Below are 23380 nucleotides of genomic sequence, written 5' to 3'. Positions count from 1 at the left end.
GCGGGGCCCTGGCCGGGACGGGACTCCCGGCGGGCGGCCGCGCCGGTCCGCTGCCGCGCCTTCATGGGGAAGCAGCTTCGGGCTCGGGTACTGCTCAGGCGGTGAACTCCGTGGTCACCTACACCCACAGCTCGGAAGGCTCGTGGCTGATCGAGTCCTCCGCCAACCCCGACAAGCTGCAGATCAGCGAGTTCGACGATGTCCAGGGCATGCAGCCTGCGCCGCGACCGCTCCTTCTCGGCGTCGAGGTGGAGAGCCTCGTCGGCTGGGACTGGAACAACGACCCGCTCGCGCTGGACACGTGATCAACCCCGAAGAATCGGACCTGGTCGTCACCGAGGTGCCCACCGCGATCCTGATGCGGCTGGAGATCACGCAGGAGAAGCGCCACCAGCCCGGGAAGTTCGACCGCGTTGGTGCCGCGCAGCAATTGACCTGCGACCGTGATGCATTCTTCGCCCAGGTCGACGATGCGACGTTGGACCGGTTGGAGACCCTTTTCACGACGCTCAGCGCCTCCTCCTGAGCGCCCGCGCGGCGTAGGCGCAGGTCAGCGGACGTCCCGGAAGGCCGCGTGCGCTGGTTGATCGTCTTCGCACGGGTGGTGCCCCACCGCAGGGAGCCGTGGGCGCGGTCGACCTTGATCTGCCCGTGGTCGAGGGCGTACGGCGCCATCGGAACCGGCGACTCCGACCCAATCTCCCCGCCCGTCGGCACCATCACCGTCGACAAGCCGATCACCACCAACGGGCACACCTCCCCGAAGGACGCCGTCCCCTCCCAGTGAGCACGTTCGGGGCGGGAATCCAGGGAGGGGCGCGAACACGAGTCCGCCTTCCTGCGCGTTCTCATGACGAGTGAGGAGACGTCCTTCGGAAGGCGGACCCTTTGCGCTCAGACCGCTGCGAGAACGTCCGCGAGGAGACGGCGGGCTCGGCCCCGCCTGGCGCGCGGCAAGTCCCAGGCGGCGTTCAGCGCCTCCGCCTTGACCGACGCGCAGACCTACCTGACCCTGACCGGGCTGCAGCTGAACCTTTCCGACATCCCCCTCCCCGAGATCACCGTCCGCATCGGCTGACCCCTCACGCAGAAGCTCACACCGTCTTCCCGCGACACCGCGACACCGCGACACCGCGACACCGCGACACCGCGACACCGCGACACCGCGCACGCTGCCGCCGCCGGCGGCCTCGCCGAGAACTCCGCACGGAGTGGGCTTTACCAGCCGTTCTACGGAAGACGACGGCTCAAGACAGAGCCGGGCCGGCAGTGAGCCGGTCGAGGTTCGCAAGGGAGAGTGGCGAAGACCTTGCGGTCCTCCTGGCGGGCAGAGCCGCGTCATTCCGGAGTTCCGCACGCGTCGGCCGGAGCTCCCGCGTCCGTATCGCCGCCGGCGCCCGGCGTTCCCCGGCGCGGCTGACAGCGCCGCCACAGGCCATTGCGCGGGGATTTCGAGGCGGTCGGCTCCGGTCGCGCCACGGATGGTGCGGCAGGGGTCAAGAGAACGCTGCCGCTGCATGTACCGGCGTAGGGCAGGCCCGGTCCGCGTGACCGAATACCACCCCGTTGGCCTGCTGGCCGAATGTGGAGCCGCAGTGTTGTCGAGGAATCGGCGCCGGGACATGATCACTTCTCGCACGACCTGACTATCCATGTGGGAACCGGAGTAGGGGCAGTGAAATCCCAACCGGTGCCGGTTTCTTGCTGCTCCCAGACGCATCTAGGTAAAAGCGGGAGCAGGGGGCGCGCCGGCATCGGCAGCTCTTTCGTGCCGCCGCGCAGACGCTTCGCGTTCTCTCATGTCACTTTTCAATGAAAGGAATTCCAGGATTTCATGTACAAACGTTCAGGGTTCCTCGCCCTCACCACAGTGGGCATCGTGCTGTGCACCGCTGGTCTCACGCCCTCCGTCAGTCAGGCAGCCGGCGGTACCGCCGACGGGAAGGGTTCCTATGCCGACAGCAACGGCCTGACAGCGGGTGACGTCAGGCTCATCAACGAGCTCAACGAAGAGGCCCTGGTCCTGGGGCGGCCGGGCACGACCCCAGGCGGGGACCTGCCGAGCGCCACCGAGTCCCTCAGGGCCTCCGCGGCGGCCGGCGACAGGGTGACGCCGCCTGCCGAGTCGCTGGAGCGCATGCCCGACGCGTACCGGGCCCATGGAGACAGGGCCACTACCGGCATCAGCAACTACATACGCAAGTGGCAGCAGGTCTACAGCCACCGCGACGGACGAGTGCAGCAGATGACCGAACAGCAGCGGGAGCAGCTGTCCTACGGGTGCGTCGGCGTCACCTGGGTCAATTCGGGTCCCTATCCGACGAACAAACTTGCCTTCGCGTCCTTCGACGAGGAGAAGCACCGGAACGCTCTGGAGAACACCAGCCCCCGGCCGGGCGAGACGCGGGCGGAGTTCGAGGGGCGCATCGCCAAGCAAAGCTTTGATGAGACAAAGGGATTCAATCGGGCCCGAGATGTGGCATCCGTCATGAACAAGGCCCTGGAAAGCGCCCATGACGAGAGTGCCTACCTGAGCAACCTCAAGGCAGAGCTCGCAAAGAACGACGACGCTCTCGCCGCCGAAGACAGCCGTTCGAACTTCTACTCGGCCCTGAGGAACACCCCGTCCTTCAAGGACAGGAACGGGGGCAACCACGACCCGTCCAAGATGAAGGCGGTCATCTACTCGAAGCACTTCTGGAGCGGGCAGGACCCCCGGAGCCCCGCCGACAAGCGGAAGTACGGCGACCCCGACGCCTTCCGTCCCAACCAGAACACGGGCCTCGTCGACATGTCGAATGACAGGAACACCTCACGCAGCCCCGCCAAGCCCGGCGAAAGCTACGTCAACTTCGACTACGGCTGGTTCGGGGACCAAAAAGAAGCAAACCCTGACAACACCATATGGACCCACGCCAACCATTACCACTCGCCGGAAGGCGGTATGGGGCCCATGCAGGTATACGAGAGCAAGTTCCGTAATTGGTCATCCGGATACACGGACTTCGACCGCGGAACCTACGTCATCACCTTCATACCCAAGAGCTGGAACACCGCACCCGCCAAAGTGAAGCAGGGCTGGCCGTAACAACTCGCCCCCTCACGAGCGTGATTCTGCGCAACCACCGCTGAACGGCGCGGGGCCGCACCTCGGCCACGCCCGGTAGGAGTCCTCGACGCCGGCCTCGGGCCCGGGGCGGCCCGCCTGTAGGCCGGGATCCGGCGGTGCGGTCCTGACGAGTCGACAGGACCACAACTCCACGAATCCGTGTCTGATTGGAAAGCGGAAGGGGAGAGTCCCTTTCGTGTGTTCAGGAGCCGGCAGCATACGTGCGTCCGATCATGTGCACGTCCCCAAGGAACCCTCCATGGCCACACCTCCCGCGCCGTAGACCCCCGAACAGCTCGCTGCTACCGCCCCGTTCGACGCCCCCGTCGCGTTGTCCGTGCCCGCGAAGAAGAAGGGCGGCCTGGGAAAGCAGATCCTCGGCATCGTCGTGGCGATCGCGGTCGCACTGTTCTGGCGCCTGGGCCTTCCCTACCTGACGGGCGAGGCCCGGTGCACGCGGAGCCGGGGGACTGCGTCGTCGTTTCCGGCCCGGAGAACGACCCCGAGGCCGAGTGCGAGGGCTGCACCGAGAAGGTGGCCGACCTCTACAAGGTCGTCAAGGCCGTCGACAACACCTTCGACATCGACAAGTGTGAGGGCGTGGCCGAGGTCGCTCTCGCGCAGCAGCTCGAGACGGACAAGTTCGTCCTCTGCATGGAGCCCGTCAAGAACTGACGCCCCACACACGGCCGCAGGGGCCGGACCCGCCGGGTCCGGCCCCTGCGGGGTCCCGGCGGGCCGTCAGACGGTGCGCCCGTGCAGTGAGTACGGCAGCGTGAGGTCGTCTCCGGACAGCCGCAGCACCACGCCGATGCGTTCGCCGCCAGATGGTCAGGGTCGCCGCCCGTGCGTGGGACTCCGCGAGCGCCACGCTCCCGTCATCGGCCGTACGCGTCTGGTGGCAGAGCGCCGCCACGGCGGGGCTCGTGACGCTGTGCGCGGCACGGCACGACAACGTCATGGACCCGGTCCGCGTCCCGGGGACCGGTTCCGGGACCTGGTGGAGTGCGAGAGCGGCTGCTGCTCGTTCGTCACCCTCAGGTCGTTCCTTGCGATCAGGTTGGTGACGGTGATCGCCATGGACGTGAGGTCCACCAGACAGGGGCGCCCAGTGATCTGGGCCAGTGGTGCGCGTTGTAGTCACGGGCTCGACGACGAAGTGGTCCGTGCTAACGGGTCTCATTCTTCGCGTCGATCCAGTCGTGGGTGATGACGGTTCCGCCCGTGCAGCGCAGGCTGGTCGGACGGGTGTCCCGCTTCCAGGAGGACCACTTGTAGTCGCCGTCGGAACACCTGATGCCGAGCCGCCAGATGCCGCCGTCCGACATGTCTGAGCACGCGCCCCGGGCAAAGGTCGGGTTGGTCGGCTCGCTCCAGCAGCCGCGGGGTGTGGCGCTCGCGGGTGATGCTGTGACTCCCACTCCGACGATGAGCGCGGCCCCGATTCCCGCACTGGTGAGGGCATGACGTAGTCGCATAGGTTCTCCCCTTCGAGTGGTGGTGCACGAAGCTGTATAAGCACGACAGCGGTTGGCCGTCCGGCTCGTACGGCCTGATGTCCCGAGTGCTACAGGACGTCGATCCAGTCGTGGGTGATGAGGGTTCCGCCGGTGCAGCGCAGGCTGGTGGGCGTGGTCGTGTCCTTCCAGATTGACCACTTGTAGTCACCGTCGGAACACCTGATGCCCAGCCGCCACCGGCCGCCCGCCGACATGTCCGAGCATCCTCCTCGGCCGAAAGACGAGCCCTTGCCATTGCTCCAGCAGCCAGCAGGCTTGGCGCTTGCCGGTGTTGCAGTCACTCCCGCCCCGACGATGAGCGCGGCCCCGATTCCCGCGCTGGTGAGGGCATGACGTAATCGCATCAGCGTTCCCCTTCGAGTAGTGGTTCAGGAAGCCTCACTGAGTCAGTAGGGCTCTTCGAGCGGCTGCGCTGACGTGCGCAATATGGTGCATACATGGGTAGGCGCCATGCTCCGGTGAACTCGAGAGAACCTCGTCGGCGAGCATGACCGAGTTTCTGGTTCACCGTCAGCGCGATGATGACCAGACTGAGGCCACGGCCGGGACCGGGCCTTCTACGCGTGCGCACCTCGTCCTGTCCGTTTCCTGACTGGCACGCACGAGGCTAGAAGGCGGCAAGCATGGCCCGCAAGGCGTCCATATCGGACACGAGCTCGGACAGCTGCCGGGCTGGTCGGCCGGCAGGCTGCGCGGCCACCGCGGCGACGATGTCATGGCCGTGCTGATGCAGAGCGCGGACTGGCCCCTGATGGCCGGCCAGCGCGTCGGCCAGCGCGTCGGCCTGCAGTAGGCCGGTGTCGACCTGGGTGTGTTCCTGCCGCAGATGGGCTGGATGACCGCCGGGGTCCGCCAGGCCGTCACCGCGAACACGGCTCGCATCAAGACCGCGGGCCCCACCCACCGGCAGCAGGCCGCCCCGGCCAGGGACGTGGGACGCGGCGACGGCCGGTGAGCGGCAGCCCCCACAACCCAGCCCCGGCGGTGCTGGTCGTGCTGGCCGGGGCCGGAGGTCGTTGTCCTGTGGGTAGGGCAGACACGGCTGCCGGCGAAGGGGCCGTGCCGGAGCAGGGGTGAGAGGGGCGGGGTTCACCGGAGCGGATCATGGTGGGCGAGGTGGGGGCGACGTTCCTCCCGGCCGTGGCCGGCTGGGCGCGAGTCACGTCAGGTACACACCGCGCCCGCACGGGCGCACTGGATGCGTCGTCGCTGTCCCAGGAGATCGAGAAGGTCTTTGCGTCCGTCTGCCAGTCGGCCGTGCCGCTGCTGCTGCTCAGCATGGCCCTGATCGTGGCCGTGGTGACGGTGGTGCGCTGGGCCCCGCGCCACCGCCGTCGCCCGCCGGGCTCCCGGCGCCGCGGTCGAGGCCGCTCATGTCCCCTCGGGGCAGTGCAGTCGGCCAGCCGCAGCGTTCAGGACTCCTAGACCCCACCGGATACTCGGCGTGACCGCACCACGAGGGTTTGCCGCCGGAGCATCGTCGTCAGTCAGCGGCATAGCCACGACCACCGGAACCCGCTACGAGCATCGATGTCAGTGGCCTGCGCTACGGTCGTCTTCCCCACAGGGCGCGCGTGGTCCTCGCCCGGCCTCTATCTCAGGCCGGGCGAGGGCGCGTGGCGTGATCCCCATCTTCGGCACGGGGAGCACGCCTCTTCCGGATGGAAGGGCCGACACCGAGGTGTCCTGTCTCCATATGACGGGGTGTCGGGGTGGGATTGCAAGGAAAAACCGGGAACTTAATGCGTTCGCTGCTCTCAGTGCCCTCTACGTGCAACGGAACGGTCATCTCCGGCCACGCGCCGACCGTCTCCGACTCCTAATGTTCCGTAATTTCTTGATCACGTCGCGTGATCTGCATGCCTGGGGCCATGCTGATGCTCCTCCAACAGCGGTTCGGCACCCGCTCGTTGGATGTACCCCCTCTTGGGGGTCTTTCGGATGATTGCGGACTCGACATCAAGGAACGGTGATGAACAAGAAGCAGATAGCGGCGGCAATGGCGCTGGCGCTGGTGGTGCTGCTGGTCTTCGGCTGGAGCGCGGTGATGGCGGCGATGGGCCACGCGGGCCTGATAGCCGGGCTGGCTCCGGTCCTGGGCCTGACGGTCACCCAGGTCGTGCGCTGCACCCGCTCGCGGACCACGGCGGGTTCCGGGCACCGCGTTGCCGCGGTGCCCGACAAGGAGGACGGCGCTCCGTGACGACGTCGTTCAACACGCCGGGGCCGGCCTCCGAGCCGACCCCGGTCCGCCCCGGCCGCAAGCTCGGCCCCATCGCGGACACGGTCAGCAGCTCGCACCGCGCCTGGCTGGAGCCGACCCGCGAGCACTACCTGGCCAGCGGCCGCACCCTCAGCGACCTCAGCCGTAACGTCCTGGCCAAATCGAAGCTGTCCGAGCTGTTACGCGGCGTTGGACACTACCCGCGCTGGGAAGTCATCCACCGCCTGGCCGGCGAGCTGGACATCCCCGGATGGCCCCTGTACCGGCTGTGGAAGCAGGCCGCCATGGACGCCGGAAAGAGCCGAGACTGGGTCGACCGGTCCACTGAGGGCACTACCGCCGTGGCCACCGCCCGCTCCGACCAGCCCCTCGAACACTGGGCCCTGTGCCAGACCGTCGTGGACGGATATCTCGCCTACGCAGGAGTCTTCCTCACCGACGGCACTCACAAGACCGCAGTGGATGACACCTTCGCGATTCTGTGGCTCTGCTTCGACGAGGCCCTCGCCAGCCCTGACATCCGCCGCTACACCTGGAACATCCTGCGCGCCACCGTCAAAGCCAAGGCCAACTACCGGGATGAACGCCCGGTGCTGACCGAAGCCGCCTTCGACACCATCTCTCTGAGCCACCCCGGCCCGGAGGAGCAGCCCACAGGGCTGGCCGAGATCTTGGAGCTGTTCACTGCCATCAGCAAACTGCCCGACGCCCAACTCGACGTCATGGTGCTGCGGCGCCTGTGCGGTTTCCAGCCCAAGCAGGTCTCCGATCTCCTCGGTATCCCCCTAGCCGCCGTCCGGTCCGACGAACGCCACGCCAGACGCTTCCTGGACGACACCATCGAGCTGCCGCCCCGAACCGGAGGACCCACTCCATGACCGCCCTCGAACACCTGCTGTCCAGAGCATTGCTCACCCCCAACCGAGCCGTGCCCCGCGACATCGTTCCGATCCGCGAGACCAACTCACGCAACCATCCGGTGGCGATCGAGGTCCCGAAGACGAATGCAGCTGAGGAACTGCGAGCACTGTGCGAGGCCCTGGTCCATCACACCCCGGCCACAACGGTCGCCGGCTTCGTCACCGAACAAGTACCCGAACCCCGAAGCGCCCTGATTCTGGCCTGCGTGCTTCAGCTGACCGACACCGACGACGGCGCCAGATTCTGGTGGCAGTACGCCGCTGGCGCCGGCCATCCGGCCGCCGCCTACTGCCTCTACCTGCACCACCTTTCCCTCGGCGAGACTCACACCGCCCGCTGGTGGCGCACCCAGACCGATCAGACGCACACCGACACAGCCAAACCCGACGCACCCACCGTGCATACGACCATCCGCTGCGACGGCGACCCGTTCGTTCTCCACCACGACGACGGCGCTTCCAGCACCACACTCCTGCGTGTCATGCGCGGCCTGGCCCGACACGTCAGCCGGCCCCGGTCCGCCGTGGTCGCTGAGCTGATGACCTACATGCCCACCGCCGTGGCCGTGGGCTACCTCCGCGAACCCGAAAGCGAGCTGCCCCTGCCCGGCCCCGACTTCGCGCACAAGGTCCGGACTCTTCTGGCTGCGGCCGCCAACCGACCCGACGGCCCCAGCGACCTCCCGGCCCGCCCGACCCTGCGGCGAGACACCACCCGGGCCACGCGACGGGCACGCCGCCAGATCGACGAAGCAGCGACCCACTGAACCACCCCCGCCCTCCCCTGCACCGCCCGCAGGGGAGGGCGCTGAACTTGGCTCACCAGCGTGCTTGGTCAGCTTGAGGAGGTTCGGCACGGTGACTGGTGACCGGATCGGCAAGTCTGGAGCACACGGGTACGGCTGACCTCCGGGGGCGTCACGGCGGCGGGCCGATCGGGGGTGACCCCGACCGGCGGCCCGGCGTTGTTCGGGACACGGACGACATGCTGGACGTACTGAGAAAAGCGCTCAGGCGCGTACAGGTGAACGGACTCTGTCGCTGATCTTGTGATCGGCTGGTGGTCAGGTTCTGAGGAGGATCCGGGTTCGCAGGAGGTCGAGTTTGGCTCGGCCGTATCCGGCTCGCTTGATCAACTTGACGCGTGTGACCTGGCCTTCGACTTGTCCTGAGCTCCAGGTTGAGGAGAGGCCGGCGACGACGGCGTCCTGGTCATGGAGGAGGCCGCGGGCGAACTGCTGTAGCGATGCAAGGTCGCTGGTGTGGACCTGTTCGATCCAGTCGAAGAGGTCCTGGCCGCGTCGTTCCTGCATGAGGGCGGCGAAGTCTCGAACGTGCTCGACGGCCGTGTCGAGTTCGGGGCAGGCGGCCTGGACCGCCTTGAGGCCGAGGACTTCATGCGGCCGAAGCCGGTCGGGGTGGGTCATCACCCAGCGTAGTGCCCGCCGCGGTTTGGGGAGGGCGGGTGCTGGAGGGGCGGTCTCGATGCCCTGCTTCAGCTGACGGATGTATCGGTTGACCCCCGTGCGTTCGCCGCGAAATCCCTGGTCACGGACTTCGCGGAAGAGCTGGCTGGCGTTGTGGCAGCCCTGGGTGAAGCGTTCGTAGAGGTAGGGCTTGTAGTCGTCGAGCAGGGTGCGGCGCTGGGTGACCTTGACCAGCAGTTGGTCGACGTCCGGTGTTTGGGCGTATCGGCGGACGGCGTAGTAGTCCAGGTCGAGGTCCCTGCTGATGCCACGGAGGGATCGGCATTGGGCAAGGAGTTCGTGGACGCGGCGGTGTCGTTCGCGGATCCGTCCGACGATCCGGCGTGGGCGTCCGTTGACGTCGAGCGTTCCATCCGGTGGTGCCACGGGAGCCTCCTCATCAGGTTGCCTGGCGGCTTCCTGGCTGGCGCGGATGCAGGCGTAGTGGCTGGTGAGGGTCCTTTTGACGGCTTTGGCGAGGTTGTTCCAGAGGTGCCACACGTCGGCGATCTGGACCGCTTGAGGCGCGGCTGCCCTGGCTGCCTCGGCGTAGGCGGAGGCCCTGTCGCGGCAGATGATCTCGACCTCCGGATGGCTTTCGAGCCACCGAGCGACCGTTGCGGCCTCCCGGCCAGGCAGGACGTCGATGGGCCGGCGGGCTTCGAGGTCGACCAGCAGCGTCGCGTAGTTGTGGCCCTTGAGCAGGGCGCACTCGTCCACCCCCAGGACCCGCACCGCGCCGGGTTCCTCGAGGTCAGAGGCTCGAAGAAGCCGTAGCAGGGTGTCCTTCGCCACCGGCATTCCCATCCGTCGGGCCAGGTGGGCTCCGGCCCGGCCGGCCAGAGCCTCTGCGACCCGCGCCAGCAGCTTGCGAAGGACCGGGGTGTGTCGGGCGTGAGGACTGGTCAGTCCCGGTATCTGTTCGGCGAAGGTCACCGTCGGGCAGCCAGAGCTGAGGCACTTGAACCTGCGGACCACCAACCGGATCACCACCGGTGTGGTCCCCACGGCGGCGGCGTCCGCCAGACGCCGTTCGTATCGGCCGTGCACCCGCCACGACAGCGACTTGCACCTCGGGCATCTCGCCGCGTCGGCGCGGGCCCGCGTACGAAACGTGACCACACCCGCGTCCCGTGAGATCGACTCCACCACCACACCCGACAGATACGGAAACAACCGCACCAAACCCCCAGAACCGCACACCGGTAGGCTGCCCAGTTCAGCCGCACAGCATCACAAGATCAGCGACAGAGCCCGTTCAGGCGTACGCCGCCACCAGGCCCCAGCGGAGCCTGGTGGCGGTGGGTGGGAGCCATTCGGGCGGGTCCTTGTCGGCCTCGCACCGGTCCGAGGGCCTGGGCCGAGGGCGTACAAGGCCATCCCCGACTTGAGCTGCTCACCCGCGCCCACGGCGCTGGAGACCGCCCCGACGCCACCGACCGGTACGCCTGGATGGCTGAGGAGGGTGAGGCTCGCCATCCGGGCATCGGCGGCGTGCTCTGCAGTGCTCAGTGCGTGGGGGGGGGGCAAGGAGTCGACCGATACCGCATCCTGAGCTATTGGCGCCTGCGACCTCGTCCACGACGGCCATCACGCGTTCGGCCAGGGCGCGGTGCCAGTTCCCCGGGCACCGGGCCTTCTGTACAGAGGGTGAGGGCCGTGATCTTGCGGACGAGTGGGTGGAGGACGACCTGCACGACTGCAGGCGTGCCGTCGACGGGGGCGGGGCGTCGAGGAGGCCGTAAGTGTGGAGCCCGTTCACGGCGGTCTCGATGGTCACGGCGGTGGCCGGCAGGCCGCAGGCGGCCGTGATGAGCGGCTGCCAGCCTCGGTCCCGTCGCGCGATGGGCCGAGCCGAGCGCTGTCGAAGTCACAAGTTGTGGGCGGTGGGGTGCAACGGTTCGTACAGAGGGAGTTCGGCGCCGCTGGGAAGCCGGACAGCAGTCAGTTTGCCCCAGCGCTGTTCGCTGACCGGGCGGGTGATCTCGACGTCCCTGGCGCGGAATTCGCGGAGCTGGGCATCAAGATCGTCGCACATCAGGTAGAACTCGTGCCGGGGTGGGCCATCGGCAGGGTGTACGGCGACTTCGGCCGGGGGCAACTTGAAGATGAGCCAGCCGCCGCCCGCGTCGACCATGGGGAAGTGGAGGACGTCACGGATGAAAGCACGGTCCGCCTCGGCGTCCTGGCTGTAGAGGATGACATGCGCACCGCTAATCATGGTTAGCCCCTGTCCATCAACGTGCTGACGGTCGCGTCCCCGGCATCCTGGCACGCCAAGGTCCAGAAGATCTCCGGCTGGGTTCGATGACACGATGGCTGACTTGAATGTCCAACGCAGTCCGTGTTCCTTGGTGCGCCCGCCCGCCCGCCCGCCCGCCCGCCCGCCCGGACGGAGTGGAGGGCTTTCGGGCCGGGGGCCCCGAACTGGCCGTGGTGCAGGCGGGACCGTCATGCGTGAATCAGGTGCGGATGCGGTTGTTGGTGCCGTTGTGGTGGTCGGCGTGTTCGTCGTCGAACCAGTGGTCGCCGGCGGCGCGGTAGCGGAACGAGTCGCTGCTGTGCGCGGGGAGCGAGACCTCGGCCGCGCGGGTGCCGTCGCCTCGGGGTTCGAGAGGGTGGGCGGCGGGGCTCCAGTGGTTGAAGTCCCCGACCACGTTGACCGGCCCCTGCGGTGTGTCCTCGGGCAGGACGAAGGTGACCTTGGTGCGGCCCGTGAGCCGCTTGCGTTCGAGCACGTAGATCCCCAGCCGTGATGGGGTCGGGGGCATCCGCGCCCGCACCCGGGCTTGCTGCGGTGGGACCGGCCGCGTCGCGCGGGCAGGTCACTCGACCGGCAGCGTGAACGGGTGGGGGCTCCCGGTGCGAGGGGGTGAGAAGTGTCCCGGCGTCCGTGGCGGGGCCCGGCCGGCGTGGCTTCGTCGACCGGTGCCCACGGCGTGCGTGGACCTTTTGTCGCCCTGCCGCCGTGCCACGGGCGAGACCGGACCGTCCGCCGTGAGGTGGGAGGCGTGGCCGACGCCGTTCGGACCTGGGGCTGTCGTGGTGTCGGTCAGGCCCGCTGCTGTTTGCGGCGGCTCGGGGGCGGGTCGTCGGCGAAGAGGGCAAGGAGCCCCGCGATGTCGCGGCCCGCTTCGGCGGGGTGGCGGAACCGGGCGTAGGGGTTGATGCGGTAGTGGTTGCGTCGTCCTTCGCGTACCCGGGTGAGGTATCCGTCCTGCTCCAGGTCCGAGACGATCGCCTGTACGGTCCGCTCGGTGAGCACGCAGGTCTCGGCGACTTCCCGCAGGCGGACTTCGGGGTCGCGGGCGAGAGCGAGCAGAACACGGGCATGGCTGGTCAGGAACGTCCACGCCCCCTGGGGAAGGCCTTCATCACCCATGCCCCCAGCTTGCACCCGTTTCGTATATACGTCCTGTTTTTCATGTATTTCTTGACGTATGTCGGGCCGATGCCGACCATGCTGTTGGAAGCAGAAACAGCCCCAGAACGTGTGGGGAGGTAGCCATGCCCGCCATCATGTCCGACCACCGGCCCTGTCCCTCGAGTGCGGCCGGCTTGGAAGTCGGGGTGACCCCCGGCCCACGGCCCGGGACGGTCCAGGTCGTGGTGAGTGGCGAGATCGACTTCGACAACGCCACGTTCCTCCGCAGGGCTCTCCTGGCCGCCCTCCTCTCCCACCGCGCGACCCTGCTCGTGGACCTGGAGCGGGTGACCTTCTGCGACTGCGCCGGCCTCAACGCCCTCCTGACCGCCCGCCACACGGCCCTGCGGACCGGACGCACCCTGCACATCACGGTGGCCGGCTGCCGGGTGGAGCGGCTCCTGACCCTCACCGACACCCGCTCCCTCCTCACGTGAAGGCGTGCGCTCGACAGCAGGCGAACCCAATGACGGCGTCCGTCCCCCTCGCCCACAGCCACGAAGTCCGCCGCGGCATCCCCGAGACCGCCACCACCCACGCGCGCTCCGAACGGGCAATCCCGTGGGCGGTGGGCACGCTGATGGTGACGAGCTCGGCCACGGCCCGCGAGGCCGAGCGCGTCCTGTCCGCCGCGGTTGCAGGAGCCGGCCTACCAGAGAGCGCTCCGGCCGCCGCGACGATCGACGCCTCCCGCGGTACACCCGTCTCGGCCCGCGCCGAGCAGGAGCTGCGCCAGGCTGGCCACACGGCCCGCACCCCGGTCCCCGTACCGTCCTCGACGTCGGGCCCGTACCTGCTGCCTTTGCAGGAGGACGCCGCGAAGGCCCTCGGCCGGTTCTTCGAGACCCGCCTGCGCCCGACCGCCGAGCCTGTCGACCCGGAGGCACGCCGGGCCTTCGAGGACTCCCTGTTCACGCTCTGCATCCTCATGGGCCAACCCTGCGCTCCCGAGGCACTGCACGAGGCCGTCCAGTGCACCGCGGGCCGGCCTCATGGCCTCGAAGCCCGGGCCGGCCAGCAGGGCCCCGCCCACCCACAATGAGAGACGGCCGATCATGAACGCCAAGAACGAACAAGACCCGCGCCCCAACCTGCTTCCCGACTTGGGAGCGGCCGCCGACGAGTCGGAGAAGGCGCGCGGTAGAAGCCCAGGGTGGACGGTGGGCGCCTTCGGCAGGGCGGGGGAGTGCTAGTGGTCGGCGCTGGGGACGGCCAAGGGGTCGCCGGGTGCGGCGTTCTTGGCCGCTTTCATCTGTTCGCCGAGTTCCGTGAGGCGGTTGCGGCCCATTGCCTTGCGGACCTCGGGGAACCACTCCTTCTCCTCTTCCTCGACGTGGTGGCGGACGTTTTCCATCAGGACCGTCATCTTGGCGTCGAACCGTTCGTCAGCGGGATCGAGGTCCTTGAGTTCCGAGAGCATCCACAGGACGACGTGGTGCTCCTCGATGCTTTCGAGGACGTGGTCCTTGGTGGTGGGGGCCGCCTCGCGGGCTGCCGGGTAGAAGATCTTCTCCTCGATCCAGGTGTGCGTGGTGAGTTCTTCGATCACCTCGTCGGCGATCTTCCGCTTGGTGATGTGCGCGCCGTCGCCGGCCTTCTCGAACTGCTTGAAGAGCTTCTCCACCGTCTTGTGGTCTTCCTTGAGCAGTACGATCCCGTCCACCGGGTCTCCTTCCGTCGTCCATCGCGCGAGCAGCCGACCGCCCTGACCCGTGTACCCGGTGGTGCGTTGGTGACACTGATGACCGAAGGGGATGCCTCGTACAGGCGACCGTCCCTACGCCGAACGCTGATGCGCCTTCGGCCTGTCGCCCCCGGCGGGGCTCGGCTCGGCCGCAGGGGCCGGCGGCGATCACGCGGTGCGGATGGCGGTGATGGCCACATCGGCCATACGGGCCACTCGTCCGGCACCAGCACCCGGCCGGGGCATTGGTGGTTCTGCCCTTGCACCGAGGTGTGCGCTGAAGCTTCCGCTCATGGTGTGGGTGTCCCTTCGCATACCGGGTAGGCGCGTCACGACAACAGCGTGCACATCGTGAAGGGGAGACTCCGCATGAGCACGATAGAGCGGCAGATCCACAGCTCCGATGAATCCGTGAGTGTGCTGGTCTCGCGCGCCTCCCAGCAGATTTCGGAGCTGGTCCGCGAGGAGATGCAGCTGGCCCGCGTAGAAATGACTGCGAAGGGCAAACGCTTCGGCAAGGGTGGCGGCCTTTTCGGCGCGGCGGGCCTGATCGGAATCCTGGCAGCTCAGGCCCTGACCGCAGCCTGCATCGCAGCTCTTGCGTCATGCTCCCGGTCTGGGCATCGGCCCCGATCGTCACGGCGGTGTTGGCGGTGGTCGCCGCAGTGACCGCCATGGCCGGGAAGAAGCAGATCGCAGCGGCCGGCGGACCCGTCCCGGAGCAGACCATGGACAGCGTCAAGGCCGATCTGGCCGAAATCAAGGAGAAGGTGCACCGATGACCGACCAACCCCGAACGAATTTCGGCACGTCCACCCCTGACGAGCTGCGCGAGCAGGTCGAGCACACCCGCGACGAGCTCGGGCAGACCGTCGAGGCGCTGGCATACAAGGCCGATGTCAAGGCACAGGCGAAGGCGAAGACAGCCGCCGTGAAGGAACAGGCCGCCGAGAAGACCGCCGCGGTCGCCGACCAGATCCGCGTGTGGACCCAGCATGCCGCTCAGCTCGTGAAGGACACGACACCTGATCCGGTGCTCGACAAGGCGGGTCAGGCCGCGAGGGTGGCACGCGCCAACCGCAAGCCGCTGCTCGTGGCCGGCGCTTCGCTGGTCGTCCTCCTCCTGCTCTTGCGGCGCAGTAGGGCACGGCGATGAAAGCGTCGAAGGTGGCCTACAAGCCGGTCGGTCTGGCCTTGGGCGCCGTCAGCGGCTTGATCGCGGGGGCCGCGTTCAAGCAGGTCTGGAAGATCGTCGAGGGCGAGGACGACGCTCCCAGCGCCACGGACGAAGACCGCTCCTGGCGGCAGATCCTGATCGCGGCCGCCATCCAGGGCGCGATCTTCGCCGTGGTCAAGGCCGCGGTCGACCGCTCCGGCGCCGTGGCCACGCGTCGTATGACGGGCACCTGGCCGGGCTGACCCGCACGGCCACACGGGACAGAGGTGTACGACGCCGGGCTCCTGCTCGGTGGTTACGGACCACGGAAAGCCCAGGTAGCACACGCGGCGGACCGAGGCGTCCGAGGCAGCGGGCGAGAGCGGTGACCGTGCGGCCCGGCAGCCGGCGGACGATGCCGTTCTGCGGCGTTCGGGCACGGCCGAGGACAGCGCGGATGCCGGGGGGCACCGTGCCAAGCACCAGCGTCCGGGCATCGGCCGTGAGGAGCAGATCCGTCCCGCTGACGCGCTGCAGGCGGACGCCGAGGACCGTTGACGTCAGCGTGATCAGCGTGATCAGCGCGCCCGCGCGCCGGCTCGGCGAACGGCCTCGTAGGCTGGCCGGATGCGTCACCACGATCTTGTCGTCATCGGTGCAGGATCCGGCAACGCCGTCATCGACGACTCGTTCGCCGATCTGGACGTGGCCATCGTGGAGGAGCGCTGGTTCGGCGGAACCTGCCTGAACGCCGGATGCATCCCGAGCAAAATGCTCACCTACACCGCGCACGTCGCCCGGACCGTCCGGGAAGCAGGCGCGTACGGCGTGGACGCCGAGCTGCGAGCGGTGCGGTGGCGCGAGGTGCGCGACCGGGTCTTCACGCGGCTGGACGCCGAACGGGAAGACGGCCGTACGTACCGTGAGCAGCAGGAATGGGTCACCCTCTACGAGGGCAGGGCGCGGTTCACCGGCCCCAGGACCCTCCGCATCGACCGGGTGGACGGGCCCGTCGACGTCAGCGCCGGGCAGATCGTCGTCGCGGCGGGCGGTCGGCCCCTGGTTCCGGGGCCCGTGCTGGACGCGGGCCTGCCGTACGAGACATCCGACACCATCATGCGCATCGACGCCCCGCCCCGGCACCTGGCGATCCTCGGCGGCGGTTACATCGCCGCGGAACTGGCCGATGTGTTCGCCGGGACGGGGAGCTCCGTCACCATCGTCGAGAAGGAAGAGCAGCTGCTCGGCCCGCAGGACGAGACGGTCCGGGAGCGGTTCACCGACCTGGTCCGCTCCCGCTACGACCTCCGGCTCGGCCGGGAGGTCACGGCGGTCGGCGGTCGGCCGGGCGGGCTACGGCTGACCCTGGACGACGGATCGACGGTCGAGGCGGACGCGTTGCTCGTTGCGGTGGGCCGCGTGCCGAACAGCGACCGGCTGGACCTCGAAGCGGCCGGAATCGCCACCCACGACGACGGCCGTGTGATCGTCGACGCACACCAGCGCACCACTGCGGAAGGTGTGTTCGCACTCGGTGACATCTGCTCACCGGTGCCCCTCAAACACGTGGCCAACCGTGAGGCGGAGGTCGTGGCTCACAATCTCCGGCACCCGGACGACCTGATCGCGACCGATCACGATCTGGTGCCGGCGGCGGTCTTCACCCGTCCGCAGATCGCCTCCGTCGGTGCCACCGAACAGGAGTGCCGCGACAGCGGGCTGGACTACCGGGTGGGCATGGCCGGTTACGGCGACATCGCCTACGGCTGGGCGATGGAGGACACCACCGGCTTCTGCAAGGTGCTGGCCGAGCCCCGTACGGGACGCCTCCTCGGCGCCCACCTGATGGGCGAGCAGGCCCCCACGGTCATCCAGCCCCTCGTCCTGGCGGCGACCCTCGGCATCGACGCCACGACCCTCACCAAGTCCCCGTACTGGATCCACCCCGCGCTCACCGAGGTCGTGGAGAACGCCCTCCTCGACCTCGGCCTGTGAGGCCGGGGCCGAGCGACGCCGACGGATTGCGGATCACCGCTCGGGGTAGCCGCTGTGGGGGCCGCTGGACCATTCGGAACACGAGGAGGAGCCGTGACGGAGTTGAACCCCTTCACCGACGTGCTCGACGGCCCGGTGTACGTGGTCACGGCCGCGTCCGGTGGCGAGCGGGACGGTTGCCTGGTGGGTTTCGCCTCGCAGTGCTCCATCGACCCGCCGAGGTTCACCATCTGGCTGTCGGTCGCCAACCGCACCTACCAGGTCGCGCGTGAGGCCGAGTACCTCACCGTGCACCTGCTCCGCCGCGACGACCGGGCGCTGGCGGAACTCTTCGGAGGGGAGACGGGCGACGAGGTGGACAAGTTCGCGCGGGTCGGCTGGCGGCCGGGACGAGCGGGCAGTCCGGTCCTGGAACAGGCGCCCGTCTGGTTCACCGGCCGGATCGAAGGGCGGATCGAGGGCGGTGACCATGTGGGCTTCCTCCTGGCTCCGGTAGCAGTCTGCCCGCCGATCGAGGGCCCGCCGCCCCCACTGCTCCGATACCGGGAACTGCGCGACCTGGAGCCCGGCCACCCGGCCTGAGGCCCCGGGCCGGGCCGCTCGCCCCCACTCCCGGGGGCGGGGCGCGTTTGAACGGGGCCGAACGGGTTAGGCGCCGAACATGGTGCGAATCGGGTACACGATGATGACCGAGCAGGCCGGTCCTCGCGAACTGGTCGACCACGTGGTGGCGGCGGAACGGGCAGGGTTCGGCTTCTCCGTCATCTCCGACCACTCCTTTCCCTGGCTGGAGGCGCAAGGGCACGCGGCCTACGCGTGGAGCGTCCTGGGCGCCGCCGCGCAGGCCACCTCCCGGATCCCGCTCATGACGCACGTGACGTGCCCGACGTTCCGCTACCCTGCCGTGATCGCCCAGAAGGCGGCCACGATGCAGCTCCTTTCCCAGGGGCGCTTCCGGCTGGGTCTGGGCTCGGGAGAGAACCTCAACGAGCACATCGTCGGCGCGGGCTGGCCCGTCGCCCACGTCCGCCTGGACATGCTCGAGGAAGCCGTGGGGATCATCCGCTCCCTGTTCGCCGGTGGTCACGTCAGCCACCACGGCAGCCACTTCGACGTCGACGACGCCAGAATCTGGGACCTCCCCGACGATCCGCCCCCGATCGGGATCGCCGTCTCCGGAAACCGTTCCTGCGAGATCGCGGGCCGCTGCGGCGACCTGCTCATCGCCACCGAGCCGAAGCAGGAGCTGTTGACCGCGTTCGGCGCGTACGGAGGCTCCGACAAACCGTGTGTGGGCCAGCTCCCCGTCGCCTACGACCCCGACCGCGACGCGGCGGTGGCCCGGGCACACGAGCAGTTCCGCTGGGCGCTCGGCGGATGGAAGGTCAACGCGGAGCTCCCCGGCCCCGCGAGCTTCGCCCAGGCTTCGCAGCCCACCGGACCCGAGGCCGTGGCGGATGCCATCCCCTGCGGCGATGACGTGGACGCCTTCGTCGAAGCGGTACGCCCTTACGTCGACGCAGGATTCACCGAAGTCGCCCTCATCCAGATCGGCGGCGACCAGCAGGAGCCCTTCCTGGACTGGTCCGAGACGAAGCTGCTGCCGGCTCTGGGGGAGCTGTGACGACGGCCGGGAAGCGGACATGAATCGCGCCGCGTTGTTCGATGTCGACGGCACCCTCACCGATACCAATCATCTGCATGTGGTGTGCTGGTGGGAGGCCTTGAGGCAGGCGGGCCACGCCATCGCAATGCACGACATCCACCGCGCGATCGGACTGCCCGGTGAGGACCTCCTCGCGCACGTGCTGGGCGAGGATCGGGATACGACCGAGGACGACACGCTCAGCGCAGCTCACAGCACCCTCTACGGAACGTACTTCGACCGGCTGCCCCCGTTGGACTCGGCAGCGGATCTCCTGCGCGAGCTGAACCGACGGGGTTGGCGGGTCGTGCTCGTGACCTCGGCCGAAGACGCCGAGCTCGACGCGCTCAGACGGGCCGTCGACGCGGACGACGCCATCACCGCGACGGCGAGTTCCGACGACGTGAGCGAGGGGAAGCCCGCTCCGGATCCGGTGCACCACGCCCTCGGCCTCGCCGACGCACCCGCGCAGGGCGCCGTACTCGTCGGCGACACCGTCTGGGACATGCAGGCAGGCTCCCTGGCCGGCGTCGCGTGCGTGGGGCTCCTCTGCGGCGGCATTCCGCAGCGTGACCTCGAAGAGGCCGGGGCGCGCGCCGTGTACCGGCACCCCGCCGACCTGCTCGAGCACATCGACACCAGTCCGTTCACGGACAGGCGCAGACCGCCGGACCACACCGCTTGAGCGATGAGCTGCTGGGGAGACGCAGCGTACGAGAACGACCCGTACCACGAGGTGAGCCACATGGAACGATCCACCGAGCCGGAACCAGAGGGCCCCGGGCCCACTCCGGAAGGCCCGGATGCAGTACCCCGTGACCCGCACCCCGCCGGCCCCGGAGACAAGCCGCCCCCGGCCGAGCCGGCCCCGGAGCAGCCTTCACCCACCGAACGCCCGCCGGTGCCGGAACCTCCCGACTGAGCCCGTACGAGCCGACCAAGGAAACGGAACGGGGGCGCGTCACCGTCGATGGCCGGGCCCGAAATCGTCCAGGTCGGGACCGGTCGAGGGTGCCCCGGGGCTGAGCCAGCCATGTGAGTGAAGCCCGTCAGGCGGGAGGATCCCAGGGGGAACGCCGCTTGACCCCCGTGCCGGGCAGTCATCAGTCCCGCATGCGACGAGCGGCCCGGTGACAGCTCTGACGGTGGAGGCCTCTCGCAGCAGTGGACCCAGCCTCCAGGGCGTTTGAGGGCCGGTTACCGTCGTGCGGGCGGCCTCACCCTTCTTCCGGTTCACTCGCCGTCTCCAGCAGTTCGGAGTACCTAGGCGAAGCGCCTGCGGGCTTGCTCAGGATCCACGAACGAATGCCAGAGGCGTTCGCGATCTCCGAGGTCCGCAAAGCTCGGGCCCACACTCGGTCGCACCATGTTCTCCTCGCCACCGCCGCCGGGGTTCTCGCATTCGTCGAACTCTGCTCCCATCTCGCGCGAGTGTGGGGCCAGAACGTCGAGAAGAGTGGGCGCGCGCGGCTACAGGTGGGCCAGGTGCCCGCGCACGGGCCGGCCAGCTCGGTGTCGAAGTCGGACCTGGGCGCAGACGGTCAGCAGGCCGGTGCGGGCCTTGGGTCGGTCGAGGACGGGGGCCAGCCGGTCCGGATGCGGGCGGCCGTTTCGGGGGTGAACAGGGCGCACATGTACAGGGTGGCCGCGTCGTAGCCGCACGGGGCGCTGCCCCATCCTTCCCAGTCCAGGACATGGGCGCGCGGGTGGTGTTCGTCCAGTGGGGGCCGCCGTGGGAGTTGGTCCGGGTGACGTCGTCGACCTGGTGGCCGGTGAACTCCGGAATGGCGCGGGGCAGGCACTCCCGCCGCATCTGAACCGGCCTCGGATTCAAGGGTGGCCGACACCATCTCCTTCCCCGAGGACCACCTCCAACTGCCGGAGCGCCTTCACCGCGGGCTGGGTGGGGACCAAGCTTCGCTGGTCCCTGGCCGCCGGCGACCGCGAACGCGAAGCCCTGCTGGGTCTCGCCGAGGACTGCCCCGGCGCGCCCGCCACCTACGAGACCGCGCCCCAGCCTCGCCATGCACGACCTTGGCCAGGGGCAGGGTCAGGCGAGCTGTGAACCGAGCCGGAACCTCAGGTCGCCCGCCGCCCTGCGGACCTCCTCGTGCCGTCCGTCATCCCGATGTCGTTCGTGTCTGCATCGCCGCGACGGGCATGCGGGGCTTCCAGGTCGGAAGAACCTTCTGCCCAGATTCAACCCTGGTAGCGGGCAACCAGGGTCCGCACGGTCGCGGTGATGCGCTCGCGCAGCTCGGCAGGTTCCACGACCTCAACGTCGGCGCCCAGGTGCAGGAACTCCCCGTGGGCGTGGTCGATTGACTCGATGGGCACCCGGGCCTGCGTCCATCCGTCCCCTGCGGGTGTCACGCCGAGGCGGCGGGCGCCCTCCGGCGTGAGCCGTACCAGGGCCTCCCCGGTGTGCAGCCGGGTTCGGAAGTCGGCCAGATGGCTGTTCCAGTGTTCGACCAGGTCGAACCCGTCCGGAACGACGAACTGTTCCTCCAGCGGCCGGATTCCGAGGATTTGGTCGACCCGGTAGGTGCGGATCCCGGACGGCCCGCCTGCGACCGAGTACCAGCGGCCGGCCTTGAGCACGAGCCCGTACGGTTCCACCCGTCGCTCGATCTCCTCCGGCGCCCGCCAGCGCCGGTACGTCAGGACCACGGCCTGCCGCGCCCACACCGCGGCGGCGACCGAGGCCAGGTGAGGCGTGCGGTCGGCGTCGCCGTACCAGCCGGGGGCGTCGAGCAGGAAGCATTTCTGGATCCGTCCGGCGTGCTCGCGCAGCTCGGTCGGAAGGGCGGCCCGCAGCTTGAGCTGGGCGGTGGCGAGCGCCTCGCCGAGGCCGAGGTCGGCGGCGGCGCCGGGGAGTGCGGCGAGGAAGGCTGCCTGCGCCTCGTCCGGGGTGAGTCCGGTGAGCCTGGTCCGGTATCCGTCGACCAGCTGGTAGCCGCCCGCGTGTCCGGCCGCGCCGTACAGCGGGACACCGGCGGCGCCGAGCGCCTCGACGTCCCGGTAGACCGTGCGGACGGAGACCTCCAGTTCCTCGGCCAGCTGCTGGGCCGTCATCCGGCCCCGGTTCTGGAGCAGGAGGAGCAAGGTGACCAGCCGGCTCGCGCGCATGCTGCCCAGTATCCACTGACAGTGGATGTCAGGGGAGTGCCCCTAGCGTGCGGCGCATGAACGACTTCGACTTCCTGCACGGTTCCTGGGACGTGGCCAACCGCCGCCTCACCGCACCGCTCGGCTCAGGCCCTGCCACTTGGGCGGAGTTCTCCGGGCACGCGGTGGTCCGGCCGCTGTTCGGGGGTGCCGGCAACATCGACGAGATCACCTTCCCCACGCTCGGCCGCCAGGGCGTGACCCTGCGCCTGTTCGACCACGAGACGAGGCGCTGGTCGATCCACTGGTCCGACAGCCGGACGGGCCGCCTGGATCCGCCGGTGGTCGGCGGCTTCACCGGCGACCGCGGGGACTTCCACGGCGAGGACACCTACGACGGCCGCCCGATCGGGGTGCACTTCACCTGGTACCGCCTCGGCCCGGACACCGCCCGCTGGGAGCAGGAGTTCTCCTCCGACGGCGGCCGCACCTGGGAGCTCAACTGGAGCATGGACCTCACCCGCACCGGGCATGTCGGCGCATGAGCATCGTCGAATTCCGGCAGTACACGCTCCACCCCGGAGCCCGGGAGACGCTGATCGAGTTGTTCGAACGTGAGTTCGTGACCGGCCAACAGTCGGTCGGCATCACCGTCGGCGGCCGGTTCCGCGATCTGGACGACCCGGACCGCTTCGTCTGGCTGCGCTCGTTCCCCGACATGACGCGCCGCCGACGCTCGCTGGAGGCCTTCTACACCGGCCCGGTCTGGAGGGAGCACCGCGACGCGGCCAACGCCACCATGATCGACAGCGACGACGTCCTGCTGCTGCGCGGCCCGGGCTTCACACCGGAGCCGGGCACTCATGAGGTCCTCGCGACCGTCTGCCATCAGTCCGACGCCGTCGCCTTCGACGCGTACGCCGCGCGGTACCTGCGCCCGTGCCATGCACTGCACCGCACCGAGCACGCCGAGAACGACTACCCGGCCCTGCCGGTTCGTACTGGGCAGGACGTCCGGATCTGGTTCGGCCCGCCGGAGTCACCACCCTGGCCGGCCCAGCGCCTGCGGCTCGAACCAGTGACGACCCGACCTCACGCTCCGGATCGTCGCTGGTGAAGTCCCCGACTG

General features: G+C 69.0%; 28 protein-coding genes and 1 pseudogene. 21 read left to right on the top strand and 8 right to left on the bottom strand.

What is annotated here, in order from left to right; all coding sequences use genetic code 11:
- Nucleotides 1–110: 110 nt before the first annotated feature.
- The 5 genes from OG386_RS02035 to OG386_RS02015 all read left to right on the top strand — a co-directional run bounded on the left by OG386_RS02035 (nt 111) and on the right by OG386_RS02015 (nt 3784).
- Nucleotides 111–305 (top strand): hypothetical protein, encoded by a 195-nt coding sequence (locus OG386_RS02035; protein ID WP_328786455.1) that lies wholly within the window; start codon nt 111–113, stop codon nt 303–305.
- Nucleotides 302–526 carry a hypothetical protein gene (locus OG386_RS02030; RefSeq protein ID WP_328786454.1) on the top strand — a complete coding sequence of 75 codons (225 nt, stop codon included), beginning with the start codon at nt 302–304 and terminating at the stop codon, nt 524–526. The genes OG386_RS02035 and OG386_RS02030 overlap by 4 nt, the downstream gene beginning before the upstream one ends.
- A 48-nt stretch (nt 527–574) precedes the next feature.
- Complete coding sequence (locus OG386_RS02025) at nt 575–787, top strand: hypothetical protein (RefSeq protein ID WP_328793577.1); 213 nt, start codon at nt 575–577, stop codon at nt 785–787.
- Between the two features lie 1047 nt (nt 788–1834).
- A complete protein-coding gene (locus tag OG386_RS02020) occupies nt 1835–3088 on the top strand; it encodes a protein-glutamine gamma-glutamyltransferase (protein WP_328786453.1) in 1254 nt (417 codons plus the stop codon).
- 471 nt (nt 3089–3559) lie between these two features.
- Nucleotides 3560–3784 carry an LppU/SCO3897 family protein gene (locus OG386_RS02015; RefSeq protein ID WP_328786452.1) on the top strand — a complete coding sequence of 75 codons (225 nt, stop codon included), beginning with the start codon at nt 3560–3562 and terminating at the stop codon, nt 3782–3784.
- A 494-nt stretch (nt 3785–4278) separates the two neighbouring features.
- Here the strand turns inward: OG386_RS02015 and OG386_RS02010 are convergent, their stop codons facing one another.
- Nucleotides 4279–4437, bottom strand: coding sequence for a hypothetical protein (locus tag OG386_RS02010; protein WP_328786451.1), 159 nt, complete (start codon nt 4435–4437; stop codon nt 4279–4281).
- A 239-nt stretch (nt 4438–4676) separates the two neighbouring features.
- Nucleotides 4677–4823 (bottom strand): hypothetical protein, encoded by a 147-nt coding sequence (locus tag OG386_RS02005; protein WP_328786450.1) that lies wholly within the window; start codon nt 4821–4823, stop codon nt 4677–4679.
- A 632-nt stretch (nt 4824–5455) separates the two neighbouring features.
- On the opposite strand from OG386_RS02005, the gene OG386_RS02000 reads away from it, so the two are divergent.
- The 5 genes from OG386_RS02000 to OG386_RS01980 all read left to right on the top strand — a co-directional run bounded on the left by OG386_RS02000 (nt 5456) and on the right by OG386_RS01980 (nt 8540).
- Nucleotides 5456–5584 (top strand): hypothetical protein, encoded by a 129-nt coding sequence (locus tag OG386_RS02000; protein ID WP_328786449.1) that lies wholly within the window; start codon nt 5456–5458, stop codon nt 5582–5584.
- Between the two features lie 149 nt (nt 5585–5733).
- Nucleotides 5734–6054 carry a hypothetical protein gene (locus tag OG386_RS01995; RefSeq protein WP_328786448.1) on the top strand — a complete coding sequence of 107 codons (321 nt, stop codon included), beginning with the start codon at nt 5734–5736 and terminating at the stop codon, nt 6052–6054.
- 547 nt (nt 6055–6601) lie between these two features.
- Entirely contained in the window at nt 6602–6832 is a 231-nt protein-coding gene (locus OG386_RS01990; RefSeq protein WP_328786447.1) for a hypothetical protein, read from the top strand.
- On the top strand, nt 6829–7731 hold the full coding sequence (locus tag OG386_RS01985) for a sigma-70 family RNA polymerase sigma factor (protein ID WP_328786446.1): 903 nt from the start codon (nt 6829–6831) through the stop codon (nt 7729–7731). The genes OG386_RS01990 and OG386_RS01985 overlap by 4 nt, the downstream gene beginning before the upstream one ends.
- The gene (locus OG386_RS01980; RefSeq protein WP_328786445.1) at nt 7728–8540 is read left to right on the top strand and encodes a hypothetical protein; all 813 of its coding nucleotides are present in this window, start codon (nt 7728–7730) and stop codon (nt 8538–8540) included. Before OG386_RS01985 ends, OG386_RS01980 begins: the two co-directional genes overlap by 4 nt.
- A gap of 297 nt (nt 8541–8837) precedes the next feature.
- Here OG386_RS01980 and OG386_RS01975 read toward each other — a convergent pair whose 3' ends face one another.
- From OG386_RS01975 to OG386_RS01960, 4 genes are all read right to left on the bottom strand, one after another.
- Nucleotides 8838–10361: an ISL3 family transposase gene (locus OG386_RS01975; RefSeq protein ID WP_328786444.1), complete on the bottom strand. Its 1524-nt coding sequence runs from the start codon at nt 10359–10361 to the stop codon at nt 8838–8840.
- 748 nt (nt 10362–11109) lie between these two features.
- Nucleotides 11110–11460, bottom strand: coding sequence for a VOC family protein (locus OG386_RS01970; RefSeq protein ID WP_328786443.1), 351 nt, complete (start codon nt 11458–11460; stop codon nt 11110–11112).
- A gap of 241 nt (nt 11461–11701) precedes the next feature.
- Nucleotides 11702–12010 carry an isoamylase early set domain-containing protein gene (locus OG386_RS01965; RefSeq protein ID WP_328786442.1) on the bottom strand — a complete coding sequence of 103 codons (309 nt, stop codon included), beginning with the start codon at nt 12008–12010 and terminating at the stop codon, nt 11702–11704.
- Nucleotides 12011–12291: 281 nt separating this feature from the next.
- The gene (locus tag OG386_RS01960; protein WP_328786441.1) at nt 12292–12621 is read right to left on the bottom strand and encodes a helix-turn-helix transcriptional regulator; all 330 of its coding nucleotides are present in this window, start codon (nt 12619–12621) and stop codon (nt 12292–12294) included.
- Between the two features lie 125 nt (nt 12622–12746).
- Here OG386_RS01960 and OG386_RS01955 point away from each other — a divergent pair, with 125 nt between their 5' ends.
- The gene (locus OG386_RS01955; protein ID WP_328786439.1) at nt 12747–13100 is read left to right on the top strand and encodes an STAS domain-containing protein; all 354 of its coding nucleotides are present in this window, start codon (nt 12747–12749) and stop codon (nt 13098–13100) included.
- 29 nt (nt 13101–13129) lie between these two features.
- The gene (locus OG386_RS01950; protein ID WP_328786438.1) at nt 13130–13705 is read left to right on the top strand and encodes a DUF5133 domain-containing protein; all 576 of its coding nucleotides are present in this window, start codon (nt 13130–13132) and stop codon (nt 13703–13705) included.
- Between the two features lie 147 nt (nt 13706–13852).
- Here OG386_RS01950 and OG386_RS01945 read toward each other — a convergent pair whose 3' ends face one another.
- Nucleotides 13853–14326, bottom strand: a complete 474-nt coding sequence (locus OG386_RS01945) for a hemerythrin domain-containing protein (RefSeq protein WP_328786437.1) — start codon at nt 14324–14326, stop codon at nt 13853–13855.
- A 390-nt stretch (nt 14327–14716) separates the two neighbouring features.
- Between OG386_RS01945 and OG386_RS01940 the strand changes: the two are divergent.
- From OG386_RS01940 to OG386_RS01910, 7 genes and pseudogenes are all read left to right on the top strand, one after another.
- Nucleotides 14717–15129, top strand: a pseudogene (locus OG386_RS01940) (phage holin family protein).
- Nucleotides 15126–15503, top strand: a complete 378-nt coding sequence (locus OG386_RS01935) for a DUF3618 domain-containing protein (RefSeq protein ID WP_328786436.1) — start codon at nt 15126–15128, stop codon at nt 15501–15503. The pseudogene OG386_RS01940 and the gene OG386_RS01935 overlap by 4 nt, the downstream one beginning before the upstream one ends.
- Nucleotides 15500–15766, top strand: coding sequence for a DUF4235 domain-containing protein (locus tag OG386_RS01930; protein WP_328786435.1), 267 nt, complete (start codon nt 15500–15502; stop codon nt 15764–15766). The genes OG386_RS01935 and OG386_RS01930 overlap by 4 nt, the downstream gene beginning before the upstream one ends.
- A gap of 364 nt (nt 15767–16130) precedes the next feature.
- Entirely contained in the window at nt 16131–17498 is a 1368-nt protein-coding gene (locus OG386_RS01925) for a mycothione reductase (RefSeq protein ID WP_328786434.1), read from the top strand.
- 93 nt (nt 17499–17591) lie between these two features.
- The gene (locus OG386_RS01920) at nt 17592–18080 is read left to right on the top strand and encodes a flavin reductase family protein (RefSeq protein ID WP_328786433.1); all 489 of its coding nucleotides are present in this window, start codon (nt 17592–17594) and stop codon (nt 18078–18080) included.
- A gap of 79 nt (nt 18081–18159) precedes the next feature.
- Entirely contained in the window at nt 18160–19122 is a 963-nt protein-coding gene (locus OG386_RS01915) for an LLM class F420-dependent oxidoreductase (protein ID WP_328786432.1), read from the top strand.
- 19 nt (nt 19123–19141) lie between these two features.
- Complete coding sequence (locus OG386_RS01910; RefSeq protein WP_328786431.1) at nt 19142–19828, top strand: HAD family hydrolase; 687 nt, start codon at nt 19142–19144, stop codon at nt 19826–19828.
- A gap of 1514 nt (nt 19829–21342) precedes the next feature.
- On the opposite strand, the gene OG386_RS01905 is transcribed toward OG386_RS01910, so the two are convergent.
- Nucleotides 21343–22272 (bottom strand): helix-turn-helix transcriptional regulator, encoded by a 930-nt coding sequence (locus OG386_RS01905; RefSeq protein WP_328786430.1) that lies wholly within the window; start codon nt 22270–22272, stop codon nt 21343–21345.
- 56 nt (nt 22273–22328) lie between these two features.
- On the opposite strand from OG386_RS01905, the gene OG386_RS01900 reads away from it, so the two are divergent.
- Both OG386_RS01900 and OG386_RS01895 read left to right on the top strand, forming a co-directional pair.
- On the top strand, nt 22329–22796 hold the full coding sequence (locus OG386_RS01900; protein WP_328786429.1) for a hypothetical protein: 468 nt from the start codon (nt 22329–22331) through the stop codon (nt 22794–22796).
- Complete coding sequence (locus OG386_RS01895; RefSeq protein WP_328786428.1) at nt 22793–23368, top strand: NIPSNAP family protein; 576 nt, start codon at nt 22793–22795, stop codon at nt 23366–23368. Before OG386_RS01900 ends, OG386_RS01895 begins: the two co-directional genes overlap by 4 nt.
- Nucleotides 23369–23380 lie beyond the last annotated feature (12 nt).

Source organism: Streptomyces sp. NBC_00273, from assembly GCF_036178145.1.
Classification (GTDB): Bacteria; Actinomycetota; Actinomycetes; order Streptomycetales; family Streptomycetaceae; genus Streptomyces.
Note: the sequence above shows the minus strand (reverse complement) of the source record. Positions and strands in the feature narration are given on the sequence as shown.

Excerpts from the sequence above, each read along its gene's own strand:
- OG386_RS02020 (WP_328786453.1), top strand. The coding sequence starts at position 1,835 with ATGTACAAACGTTCAGGGTTCCTCGCCCTCACCACAGTGGGCATCGTG.
- OG386_RS02010 (WP_328786451.1), bottom strand. The coding sequence starts at position 4,437 with ATGTCGGACGGCGGCATCTGGCGGCTCGGCATCAGGTGTTCCGACGGC.
- OG386_RS02005 (WP_328786450.1), bottom strand. The coding sequence starts at position 4,823 with ATGTCGGCGGGCGGCCGGTGGCGGCTGGGCATCAGGTGTTCCGACGGT.
- OG386_RS02000 (WP_328786449.1), top strand. The coding sequence starts at position 5,456 with ATGGGCTGGATGACCGCCGGGGTCCGCCAGGCCGTCACCGCGAACACG.
- OG386_RS01995 (WP_328786448.1), top strand. The coding sequence starts at position 5,734 with ATGGTGGGCGAGGTGGGGGCGACGTTCCTCCCGGCCGTGGCCGGCTGG.
- OG386_RS01990 (WP_328786447.1), top strand. The coding sequence starts at position 6,602 with ATGAACAAGAAGCAGATAGCGGCGGCAATGGCGCTGGCGCTGGTGGTG.
- OG386_RS01980 (WP_328786445.1), top strand. The coding sequence starts at position 7,728 with ATGACCGCCCTCGAACACCTGCTGTCCAGAGCATTGCTCACCCCCAAC.
- OG386_RS01970 (WP_328786443.1), bottom strand. The coding sequence starts at position 11,460 with ATGATTAGCGGTGCGCATGTCATCCTCTACAGCCAGGACGCCGAGGCG.
- OG386_RS01965 (WP_328786442.1), bottom strand. The coding sequence starts at position 12,010 with ATGCCCCCGACCCCATCACGGCTGGGGATCTACGTGCTCGAACGCAAG.
- OG386_RS01960 (WP_328786441.1), bottom strand. The coding sequence starts at position 12,621 with ATGGGTGATGAAGGCCTTCCCCAGGGGGCGTGGACGTTCCTGACCAGC.
- OG386_RS01955 (WP_328786439.1), top strand. The coding sequence starts at position 12,747 with ATGCCCGCCATCATGTCCGACCACCGGCCCTGTCCCTCGAGTGCGGCC.
- OG386_RS01950 (WP_328786438.1), top strand. The coding sequence starts at position 13,130 with ATGACGGCGTCCGTCCCCCTCGCCCACAGCCACGAAGTCCGCCGCGGC.
- OG386_RS01935 (WP_328786436.1), top strand. The coding sequence starts at position 15,126 with ATGACCGACCAACCCCGAACGAATTTCGGCACGTCCACCCCTGACGAG.
- OG386_RS01930 (WP_328786435.1), top strand. The coding sequence starts at position 15,500 with ATGAAAGCGTCGAAGGTGGCCTACAAGCCGGTCGGTCTGGCCTTGGGC.
- OG386_RS01925 (WP_328786434.1), top strand. The coding sequence starts at position 16,131 with ATGCGTCACCACGATCTTGTCGTCATCGGTGCAGGATCCGGCAACGCC.
- OG386_RS01915 (WP_328786432.1), top strand. The coding sequence starts at position 18,160 with ATGGTGCGAATCGGGTACACGATGATGACCGAGCAGGCCGGTCCTCGC.
- OG386_RS01910 (WP_328786431.1), top strand. The coding sequence starts at position 19,142 with ATGAATCGCGCCGCGTTGTTCGATGTCGACGGCACCCTCACCGATACC.
- OG386_RS01905 (WP_328786430.1), bottom strand. The coding sequence starts at position 22,272 with ATGCGCGCGAGCCGGCTGGTCACCTTGCTCCTCCTGCTCCAGAACCGG.
- OG386_RS01900 (WP_328786429.1), top strand. The coding sequence starts at position 22,329 with ATGAACGACTTCGACTTCCTGCACGGTTCCTGGGACGTGGCCAACCGC.
- OG386_RS01895 (WP_328786428.1), top strand. The coding sequence starts at position 22,793 with ATGAGCATCGTCGAATTCCGGCAGTACACGCTCCACCCCGGAGCCCGG.